The 7,401-nt window shown below is 71.4% G+C and carries 9 protein-coding genes and 1 pseudogene; 6 read left to right on the forward strand and 4 right to left on the reverse strand.

The features are described from left to right. Together ACLEQD_RS32720 and ACLEQD_RS32725 are read left to right on the forward strand one after the other, a co-directional pair. A pseudogene (locus tag ACLEQD_RS32720) lies at window positions 1–590 on the forward strand (ABC transporter permease subunit); the annotation flags it as partial. Next, window positions 590–1,624, forward strand: a complete 1,035-nt coding sequence (locus ACLEQD_RS32725; protein WP_410389412.1) for an ABC transporter ATP-binding protein — start codon at window positions 590–592, stop codon at window positions 1,622–1,624. The pseudogene ACLEQD_RS32720 and the gene ACLEQD_RS32725, both read left to right, overlap by 1 nt. A 3-nt stretch (window positions 1,625–1,627) precedes the next feature. Here ACLEQD_RS32725 and ACLEQD_RS32730 read toward each other — a convergent pair whose 3' ends face one another. Continuing rightward, complete coding sequence (locus tag ACLEQD_RS32730) at window positions 1,628–2,239, reverse strand: pyridoxamine 5'-phosphate oxidase family protein (RefSeq protein ID WP_410389414.1); 612 nt, start codon at window positions 2,237–2,239, stop codon at window positions 1,628–1,630. 118 nt (window positions 2,240–2,357) lie between these two features. On the opposite strand from ACLEQD_RS32730, the gene ACLEQD_RS32735 reads away from it, so the two are divergent. From ACLEQD_RS32735 to ACLEQD_RS32745, 3 genes are all read left to right on the forward strand, one after another. Next, window positions 2,358–2,819, forward strand: coding sequence for a carboxymuconolactone decarboxylase family protein (locus tag ACLEQD_RS32735; RefSeq protein WP_338276839.1), 462 nt, complete (start codon window positions 2,358–2,360; stop codon window positions 2,817–2,819). Between the two features lies 1 nt (window position 2,820). Next, entirely contained in the window at window positions 2,821–3,684 is an 864-nt protein-coding gene (locus ACLEQD_RS32740; RefSeq protein WP_410389422.1) for a sigma-70 family RNA polymerase sigma factor, read from the forward strand. 162 nt (window positions 3,685–3,846) lie between these two features. Further along, window positions 3,847–4,785, forward strand: coding sequence for a class I SAM-dependent methyltransferase (locus ACLEQD_RS32745; protein ID WP_410389416.1), 939 nt, complete (start codon window positions 3,847–3,849; stop codon window positions 4,783–4,785). Window position 4,786: 1 nt separating this feature from the next. On the opposite strand, the gene ACLEQD_RS32750 is transcribed toward ACLEQD_RS32745, so the two are convergent. From ACLEQD_RS32750 to ACLEQD_RS32760, 3 genes are all read right to left on the reverse strand, one after another. After that, window positions 4,787–5,236 carry a hypothetical protein gene (locus ACLEQD_RS32750; protein WP_410389417.1) on the reverse strand — a complete coding sequence of 150 codons (450 nt, stop codon included), beginning with the start codon at window positions 5,234–5,236 and terminating at the stop codon, window positions 4,787–4,789. Between the two features lie 94 nt (window positions 5,237–5,330). Continuing rightward, window positions 5,331–5,789, reverse strand: a complete 459-nt coding sequence (locus ACLEQD_RS32755; RefSeq protein ID WP_410389418.1) for a YdeI/OmpD-associated family protein — start codon at window positions 5,787–5,789, stop codon at window positions 5,331–5,333. Window positions 5,790–5,804: 15 nt separating this feature from the next. Beyond that, window positions 5,805–6,587 carry a class I SAM-dependent methyltransferase gene (locus ACLEQD_RS32760; RefSeq protein ID WP_410389419.1) on the reverse strand — a complete coding sequence of 261 codons (783 nt, stop codon included), beginning with the start codon at window positions 6,585–6,587 and terminating at the stop codon, window positions 5,805–5,807. A gap of 167 nt (window positions 6,588–6,754) precedes the next feature. Between ACLEQD_RS32760 and ACLEQD_RS32765 the strand changes: the two genes are divergently transcribed. Beyond that, on the forward strand, window positions 6,755–7,401 hold a 647-nt coding region (locus tag ACLEQD_RS32765), incomplete at its 3' end, for an ABC transporter permease (RefSeq protein ID WP_410389421.1).

Genomic DNA, 7,401 nt, shown 5'->3' on the forward strand with positions numbered 1-7,401 from the left:
GTGGGCTGGCTCGCGGGTGCGCTCCTGCGGCGGGCGTTCCGTCGCGGCGGCGCGGGTGTGGAGGCCATGGCGGTGTGGCCCTTCGCGGTGCCGGGCACGGTGCTGGCGCTCGCGCTGCTGGTGGCGTTCTCACGCGACTGGCGGCTGGTGGTGTTGGATCGCTTCGCGTTCGTGCTGGCCCTGGCGCACACACCGTGGCTGCTGCTCGTGGGCTACGCGGGGAAGTACCTGGCCCTGGGGGAGCGCAACAGCTCCGAGGCCCTGGCCCAGGTGGATCCCTCCCTCGCGGAGGCGGCGCGCGTCGGCGGTGCGGGGCCCACGCGGGCGTTCGTGGACGCGACGCTGCCGCTGCTCCGTCCCGCGCTGACGGTGGCGTTCGTGCTCGCGTTCCTCGCGTGCGCCACGGAGATCACCCTGTCCGTGCTGCTGGTGCCCGCGGCTCCGAGGTGCTGGGCACCTTGCTGTTCGAGTTGCAGAGCTACGCGGACCCGGCCGCCGCGGCCGTGCTCGCGTGCGCGTTCGTGGCGCTGGTGGTGGCGGGACAGGCCGTGCTGGCGTGGGCCCGGCGGCGTGTACCGGAGGTGCGGTGATGGCGGCCATCGTCCTGGAGGGACTGGTCAAGGCCTACGGCGGGACGCCCGTGGTGCGCGGCCTCAGCCTGGAGGTGGGGCAGGGCGAGCTGGTGTCCCTGCTGGGCCCTTCCGGTTGCGGGAAGACGACGACGCTGCGGATGCTCGCGGGGCTGGAGCATCCGGACGCGGGCGTCATCCGGTTGGGGAACGACGTCGTCGCCGGACCCGGCGTGCGCGTTCCGCCCGAGAAGCGCGGCCTGGGCATGGTGTTCCAGAGCTACGCCATCTGGCCGCATCGCAGCGTCGAGGCGAACGTCGCCTATCCCCTGGTGCTCCGGAAGGTGCCCCGCCACGAAGTGGCGTCCCGCGTGCGCGAAGCCCTGCGGTGGGTGCGGCTGGAAGCGTTCTCCGCCCGGATGCCGCACGAGCTGTCCGGCGGGCAGCTGCAGCGCGTGGCGCTCGCGCGGGCGCTGGTGGCGGGGCCTCGCGTGCTGCTGCTGGACGAGCCCCTGTCGAACCTGGACGCGGCCCTGCGTGAGGAGCTGCGCGCGGAGATCGCCGCGCTGCGCGCCCGGCTGGGCACGACGCTGGTGTTCGTCACGCACGACCAGGGTGAGGCGCTGGCCCTGTCGGATCGCATCGCCGTGATGAACCGGGGCGTCATCGAACAGGTGGACACGCCGGAGCGGCTGTACCGCGAACCCGCAACGCCGTTCGTCGCGGGCTTCGTCGGGGGCGCGAACGTGCTGCGCGGTGAGGTCCGCGCGGGCGCCTTCCACTGCGCGGGGACGGACACCGCGTTCGACCTTCCCATGGATGCGAAGGGCGGACCGGGGACGCTGGTGGTCCGCCCGGAGGACCTGGCGCTGGGGGACACCGGCACGCCGCTGGTGCTCTCCGCGCGCCTGTTCCTCGGACACGCCGCGGAGTACCGCTTCCCGGTGGGGGACGCGTTCCTTCGCGTCATCGGACCGGCGCTGGAAGGCGTGCGCGCAGGCCAGACGCTCCGGGTGCGCGTGCGCAAGGCCACCGTTTTCGACGCGGGCGCTTGAGGCTCAGTACAGCGAGGTCTTCAACCGGCCCGGCAGGTCGCGGTCGTACTCCCCGCCATTGATGGTGCCCTGGCTCAGCGCTTCGAGGATGGCGCCGTTGCTGGGCAGCTCCGCTCGCGCGACGTGGCGGGCCGGGTCCCAGAGCCCGGAGCGGATCAGCGCCCGGCTGCACTGGAAGAAGACCGTCTCCACGGCGATGCGCAGCACGGAGCGCGGCAGTTTCCCCTCGAAGGGGAAGCGCTCCAGCATCGACGGCTCGATGACGATGCTCGCGCGGCCGTTGACGCGCAGGGTCTCGTTGACGCCGGGCACGAAGAACAGCAGCGCGACGCGCGGATCCGCCAGGATGTTCCGCAGCGAGTCGATGCGGTTGTTGCCCCGTCGGTCCGGCAGCAGCAGCGTGTGCGCGTTCTCGATGACCACGAAGCCGGCGGGGTCTCCTCGCGGCGACACATCCAGGCCTCCGGGGCCGCCTGTCGCCAGCACCATGAACGGTGAGCGTTCGATGAAGGGCCGGTACGCCGGGTGGAGGTGGTCCACCTCCTTGAGCACGGACGACTGCCCGACGGCCCCGTACAGGCGTTCAAGCGTCTCCACGTCCTTCACGGTCTCCATGGCGCCACCTCCAGGACGGGCATTTTCGCTTTTTAAATGCCCATGTCACACGCGGCCCATGCTGCGTCGTCCTGGGGATGAGGGCAGGCACTTCGCCGCCCGGAACCGGGAGTTCCTAATGAAGCCCAGGATGAATCCTTTCGCGGTCGCGCCGGAAGCCGTCAACGTCATGCTGGAGCTCAGCAAGAAGGTGGAGGCCCTGGGGCTGGAGCGCAGCCTCCTGGAGCTGATCAAGATCCGCGCCTCACAGCTCAACGGCTGCGCCTTCTGCATCCACATGCACACGCGCGACGCCCGCGTGCACGGGGAGACCGAGGAGCGCATCTACCTGCTGGATGGCTGGCGGGAGTCGCCGCTGTACACCGAGCGTGAGCGGGCGGCCCTGGGCTGGACCGAGGCCCTCACGCTCGTCTCCGAGACGCACGCCCCGGACGAGGACTACGCTGCGCTCAAGCCGCACTTCACCGAAGAGGAGATCGTGAAGCTGACCCTCATGATTGCCATCATCAACTCCTGGAACCGGTTCGCCATCGGCTTCCGGAACGTTCACCCGGTGGCCGCTCGCAGTGACGCCGCCTGACCTGAGCCCCGCGGACGTCTTCGACCCGCTCCGCCCCCGGCTGCTCCGCATCGCGTACCGGATGCTGGGCATCGTCGCGGAGGCGGAGGACGTGGTGCAGGAGGCCTATCTCCGGTGGCACCAGACGGACCGCGCGGCCGTGCGCGACGCCGAGGCCGTGCTCGTCCGCACGGTGACGCGCCTGTGCCTGGACGTCCTGAAGTCCGCGCGCGTCCGCCGCGAGGAGTACGTGGGCACCTGGCTCCCGGAGCCCATCATCGAGCCAGTGGAGGGGGACGACTTGACGCTGACCCTGATGATGGCCCTGGAGCGCCTGTCCCCGCTGGAGCGGGCCGCCTTCCTCCTGCACGACGTGTTCGGCATGGACTTCGAGGAGGTGGCGAAAGCCATCGATCGCGATCCCGCCGCATGCCGCCAGCTCGCCAGCCGGGCACGGGCCCACGTGCAGGAGGCCCGGCCCCGCTTCCCCGTGTCGGAGGCGAAGGGTCACGAGCTGGCCTCGGCGTTCCATGTCGCGTCCCGGAGCGGGGATCCGCACGCGCTCAAGGCGCTCCTGGCCCAGGACGTCATCCTGTACGCCGACGGTGGCGGCAAGGCGAAGGCGGTCCTCAACCCCATCTACGGCCAGGAGAAGCTGTTGCGCTTCTTCGCGGGGCTGAGCCGCATCGCGACCGTGCGCGCGGCGCAGCTCGTGTACGAGGGCACCATCGACGGCCTGCCCGCGTACGTCACGCTGGAGGCGGACGGGACGCTGCAGACCACGGCGCTCGCCATCGAGGACGGCCGCATCGTCGCCCTCTATGTCACGCGCAATCCCGACAAGCTGAAGGGCATCCGGCGGGCGGTGGGCGGCGAGCCGTCGTAGGGTTTCAGTGCGCGAAGGACTCGCGCGCGAAGTCGACGAACCGGAGCAGGGCGGGCGTGCCGCCGGACTTCCGCCAGGCGATGGCGGTGTCCGTCACCGGCGCGTCCTCCGGCAGGTCGATGAAGGCCTCGACGGAGGGGTGCTCCGGATAGGGTGGGGCGCATGTCCCGTCGCTTCCACGCCGAGCCGTTGATCCTCGTGCTGCGCCACCTGGAGGCGCTGTTGCCATCCGGCCCCGTCGCCATCGACGTGCCGGATCCGGACCTGGGCCACGGCCGCTATCCCGGAGAGCGCGTGGAGGGCGGGCTCGTGCACCGGCCGCTGCGGAGCTGGTGCGACCTGGCGGAGGGGTTGTCGTGCCGCCTGCGCACGCCGCGCGCGGTGGACGCGACGCACGTGCGGCTCACGTTCGAACCGCTGGGCTCGGAGGCGTCGTGGCATGCGGGCGGAGGGACGCGCACGGAGGCGCCGCAGGAGCGCTACGGCGCCGAGTCCGACTTCGCGCGGGTGCGGAAGTTCGAGGACGCGGGCTTCCTGGTGCCCTGGCTGGCGGCGGTGGGGCGGCTGGCATTGCCACCGGGAGCACGGCTCCTGGACCTGGGCGTCAACCGGGGCGATGAGCTGGCTGCCTTCGCGGACGTGGAGGGCATCCGCTTCGTCGGCGTGGACCACAGCGCGAGCGCCCTGGCGGAGGCTCGGGCGGCGTTCCCGGACGCACGCCACGCCTTCGTGCAGGCGGACCTGAACGCGCTGCCCCCGGACCTGGGCCGCTTCGACGCGGTGGTGTCGGTGGGCACGTTGCAGAGCCCGGGCGTGGATGACCGGGCGTTGTTGCGCAAGCTGGTGCAGGAGCACCTGGAGCCCAAGGCCGCGCTGCTGCTGGGCTTCCCCAACTCACGCTTCCGCGACGGCGAGGTCGTCTACGGCGCGCGCGTGCGCAACCTGCGTGAGCCGGACCTGTCGCTGCTGGTGAAGGACCTGTCCTTCTACCGCCGCTACCTGCACCAGCACGGCTTCCGCACGTTCCTGGGCGGCAAGTACGACCTGCTGCTCACGGCGGTGCGGGGGCAGGGGTTCGGCTCGGATGACGAAGACACCTGAGTCAAGACCGCGTGTCTCGCCGCGAGAGGAGCTGGGCCGTGACAGGCACCACCAGCAGGCTGGCCATCCAGACATAGAAGCCGATGGCGGTCCCCCGCACCTCGGAGTTGTAGGAGTGCATCCTGACGATTGAAGACAACCCGAGGACGCTGGCCGTACCGCCCCACCAGAGCGCCTTCCGGTCCGCCCTCAGCGCGAGCATGACGAGCGCCACGGCCAGCAGGGGGTTGGCGAACCAACCGAAGTTTCCGGACACCACGGCCGTGGAGCCGATGAGCAGCAGGAACGCTCCATTCACCGCCGAGTCACCCCCGCCGCGCGGGGTGCGCGTGATCAGCGCGGGCATGAAGCAGGCAATGACGTAGAGCCCGATGGACACACCACACGCGGTGAGGCGCGCGGTCGAGTCGTCGAAGTCGCGGACAGGACGCGCCGGGATGCGAGAGGCCATGCGGTGGAGGCTACTTCAGGCCTGGGAGGGTCAGCCCGGGGCTCCAGGTCCCCGCCAGCGGACACTGTCCGCAACGGGGCCTGGCGACCCGGGGCTACTTCGCGGCCCTGGCGCGCAGCTTCTCCAGCGTCTGGGCGAGGCGGCGCGCGCGGGTCTCCTCTTTCTTCGCGTCCGTGAGCGCCTGCACGAACTCCTTGCGGTGCGTGAAGGCCAGCTTCGTGAACACGTCCCGCAGCGCGGGCTCCGCGTCCAGCGCGCGCTGGAGCTCCTCCGGCACTTCAATCTCGCGAGGCGCCGTGTCCCTCTCCAGCGTGATGCTCAGCATCGCGCCTTCCTCCACGCCCGCGGCCTCGCGCATGTCCTTCGTGAAGCCCAGGTAGGTGATGCCGCCGTAGACCATCAACCGGCTCCGGAAGGGGTGCCCGTTGACGGTGCCCATCACGGGCGGCCGTGCTTCACCGTATTCCTCGCGGCTGTCGAACGGACAGCGCACGAAGCGGCCGCCCATGTCGTTGGCCACCTCGAGCTTCGCCTTGAACTTGCGTGAGGCCATGGGCGCGTCTCCCTGCTACGGCTTGACGAACTTGAACGCGAACCGGTCGCTGGTGCCCCGGCGCTCACCCGCGGCTCCCGGGCTGGAGCTCCAGTCGCGCGTGTCCTCCGGGTTGCGCCAGGTGTTGCCCTCGTCCTGGAGCTTGAAGCCCGCGGCCTGGACCTCCTCGCGCACCAGCTGCTCGTCGATGCGGTGCAGCGTCTGGCCTTCCGTGATGCCCGTGCCCGGCTTCGCGCTGGAGTCGAGGATGACGTACACGCCGCCCGGCTTGAGCGCCTGGAACACCGCCGCGTTCATCTTCGCCCGGTCCACGCCCAGCCAGCCGGTGTCGTGGTAGATGATGTGGCTCACCACCGCGTCCAGCGTGCCGTTCAGCTCCGGCGGGAAGGGCGCGTCCAGCTCGCGGTCCAGGCGCACCACGTTCTGGTTCACCGGCCGCGCCAGCCGCTCCTGCCACGGCTTCTCCGCGAACCGCTCCAGCACGACCTGGGGGTTCTCAGCGTACACCTTGCCCGTGGGCCCCACCGCGCGCGCCAGCAGCTCCGTGGTGTAGCCGCCGCCCGCCATCAGCTCCGCCACCTGCATGCCGGGCTTCACGCCCACGAACTCCAGCAGGGCCGCGGGGTGTCGGCCCGCGTCCAGCTTGCGGTCCGCCTCCGTGCGGTCCGGCGCGTCCACCAGCGCCTGCGCCGGCGCGGACGCCGCCTGGGCCTGCGTGGAGGACGCCGGAGCCGTGGGCGTCGAGTGGGAGCAGCCCGCGAGGGCAAGGAACGAAACCGCCATCAGTGCATTGCGCATGGGCCCATCCATATCGCCGGCGTCCGCGCCTGCCTTCCGAAAAGAAGGCCGCTGTCCGCTTGCGGGACGCCGTGTGCCACGAGCGAACACCCGCGCCGCCGCCTTCAGGCCGCCAGCCCGTCAAAGGGCCATGGCGCTAGAGTTGCAGCCGGCCCCGGATTGCTCCCATGTCCCAGCTCCTCCAAGACGTCCGCCTGTCGCTGCGCCGGATGCGCCGCGAGCCCGTGTTCACCGGCGTGGTCATGGCCACGCTCGCGCTCGCCATCGGGGCCACCACCGCGGTCTTCAGCCTCGTGTACCAGGTGCTGCTCAAGCCCCTGCCATACCCCGAGCCCCAGGAGCTGCTGCGCCTGTACCAGTCCACGCCGCGGCGCGAGCGGGGCGGGGTGGCGTACTCGTACCTCCAGGCCTGGCGCGAGCACCCGGACGCGTTCCAGGGCATCGAAGGCGTGACCGCCGTGGATTACACGCTGACCGGTCCGGGCGCGGCGCGGCGGGTGCGGGCGGGGCTCGCCACGCCAGGCCTCTTGCCGCTGCTGGGCGTGCGGCCCGAGCGCGGCCAGGGCTTCAGCCCCGAGTCCCAGGTGCCCGGTCGCGACCGGGGCGTGCTCGTGTCCCATGCCTTCTGGTGGAGCCACTTCGCGGGACGCGCGGACGTGGTGGGGCAGACGCTCACGCTCGATGGCGCTCCGCACGTCGTCCAGGGCGTGCTGCCGGCGTCGTTCCGCTTCTGGCCGGGCGTGGACCTGTGGAAGCCCCTGGCCCCCGCGCCCGCCGCACCGGGACAGGCCCCGGAGGAGCTCTACGTGCGCGG

This window comes from Corallococcus sp. 4LFB (assembly GCF_046520365.1).
GTDB lineage: Bacteria > Myxococcota > Myxococcia > Myxococcales > Myxococcaceae > Corallococcus > Corallococcus caeni.

Excerpts from the sequence above, each read along its gene's own strand:
- ACLEQD_RS32725 (WP_410389412.1), top strand. The coding sequence starts at position 590 with ATGGCGGCCATCGTCCTGGAGGGACTGGTCAAGGCCTACGGCGGGACG.
- ACLEQD_RS32730 (WP_410389414.1), bottom strand. The coding sequence starts at position 2,239 with ATGGAGACCGTGAAGGACGTGGAGACGCTTGAACGCCTGTACGGGGCC.
- ACLEQD_RS32735 (WP_338276839.1), top strand. The coding sequence starts at position 2,358 with ATGAAGCCCAGGATGAATCCTTTCGCGGTCGCGCCGGAAGCCGTCAAC.
- ACLEQD_RS32745 (WP_410389416.1), top strand. The coding sequence starts at position 3,847 with ATGTCCCGTCGCTTCCACGCCGAGCCGTTGATCCTCGTGCTGCGCCAC.
- ACLEQD_RS32750 (WP_410389417.1), bottom strand. The coding sequence starts at position 5,236 with ATGGCCTCTCGCATCCCGGCGCGTCCTGTCCGCGACTTCGACGACTCG.
- ACLEQD_RS32755 (WP_410389418.1), bottom strand. The coding sequence starts at position 5,789 with ATGGCCTCACGCAAGTTCAAGGCGAAGCTCGAGGTGGCCAACGACATG.
- ACLEQD_RS32760 (WP_410389419.1), bottom strand. The coding sequence starts at position 6,587 with ATGCGCAATGCACTGATGGCGGTTTCGTTCCTTGCCCTCGCGGGCTGC.